The sequence below is a fragment of the Mesorhizobium norvegicum genome (assembly GCF_004919685.1).
GTDB classification, from domain to species: Bacteria; Pseudomonadota; Alphaproteobacteria; order Rhizobiales; family Rhizobiaceae; genus Mesorhizobium; species Mesorhizobium norvegicum.
This window is the reverse complement of the sequence record NZ_SMYZ01000169.1, coordinates 1-1,329: the sequence shown is the minus strand read 5'-3', so window position 1 is coordinate 1,329 and position 1,329 is coordinate 1. Positions and strand designations below refer to the sequence as shown.

The 1,329-nt window shown below is 63.1% G+C and carries 1 protein-coding gene; it reads right to left on the bottom strand.

Annotated elements, in window-relative coordinates; all coding sequences use genetic code 11:
* Nucleotides 1–59: 59 nt before the first annotated feature.
* Nucleotides 60–1,250: an integrase core domain-containing protein gene (locus FCU66_RS40330; protein WP_136622675.1), complete on the bottom strand. Its 1,191-nt coding sequence runs from the start codon at nucleotides 1,248–1,250 to the stop codon at nucleotides 60–62.
* Nucleotides 1,251–1,329: the final 79 nt, after the last annotated feature.

Sequence of the window (1,329 nt, the reverse complement as noted above, 5' to 3'; positions counted from 1 at the left end):
TGTCCAGCCGATAGATGGGTAACACTTTGAACCGGATACATAGGTAACAGTTTTCCCCCTTATGATGGGTTCGTCGCAGCGCCAAGCGGTTGGGTTGGCGCGGCGCTGCGGCGAACCAGTTTCATGTGCTTCTGGTCGATGAAGCCGAGCGGATGAGCATAGAAGCGCATCGCCCATTCACCGTTCTCAGTTTCTTCGATGGCAATCGGCTCGCCTGCCAGCGTGGCCGAGACGTAGATCTCGGCGCCCTGCCATTTGACGGCACCGTTCTGGCGCACGCTGCGCACCGCCGCCTCGGCCGGATAGTCCGGCTCGGGGGTCGTCTTGGGCATGGGGCGGGTCGAGGGACGGTAATGCTGCGCCGGGGTGCCCATGCCAAGTGCCTCGTGCGGGCGCTCCTCATTGTAGCTGCGCCGGAAGGCCTCGAAGGCTTGGGCTTGAGCCGCCCTGTCGGCCTCCGGTGCCTTGGCCATCGGCAGCATGGTCAGGTGAAAGCGCTCATGGCGCCCGTTCTGCTGCGGCTTGCCCGGCTGGATGCGCTCAAGGGCGATGCCGAGCTTGATGAAGCGCGCCGCAAGCGGCGTCAGCCCGGTGACACCGGCCGACGCAAATGGTGAGCCATTGTCGCTTCGGAACCGATTTGGCAGGCCGTTCTCCTCAAACAACCGCTCAAACACCGGCCAAGCCTCTTCATCCGATGTCGAGCTCGTTGCCTCGAGCCCCAACAGGTAGCGGCTCAACGCATCCATCACCGTCAGCGGTTCGCAGCGCCACCCGTCGCGGGTCCGGAACCAACCCTTGTGGTCCCCCGTCCACACCGCGTTCGGCTCCGAAGCTTCCGGCCATGGGCCATTGCCTGCCGCCTTCCAGCGCCTGCGCCTGCGCCCCACAAGTCCATGCCGCTTCAGAATCTCACCGGCCGTCGAGACCGCAGGCCAGCCGCAGTAGGGCTCCGCAAGTTTGAGCCTGGCCATGATCTTCTTGGGCCCCCACAGCGGATGCGCCTCCTTCATGGCCACGATCCGCTCCACCACATCCACGGCCGTCGCCCGGCCGTGATTGAGTGGCGCACGCGGCAGATCATGCAGGCCTACCGGCCCAAACTCCCGGTAGCGTTCAAGCCATTTGTAGCCGGTCTTGCGAGAGATATCGAAGGCCGCACACAACTGCGTCATCGTCTCCTCGCCAGAAAGGCATTCCACAACAAACCGAAGCCGCTCATCCATGAGTACAGTCTCTCGCCAAACCATCGCCGGTCCTCCCGGCGAGGGAGAAAACTGTCACCCATCTAATCAGTCCATTCTGTTACCTATCTATCCGGTTCGGACA

Excerpts from the sequence above, each read along its gene's own strand:
- FCU66_RS40330 (WP_136622675.1), bottom strand. The coding sequence starts at position 1,250 with ATGGTTTGGCGAGAGACTGTACTCATGGATGAGCGGCTTCGGTTTGTT.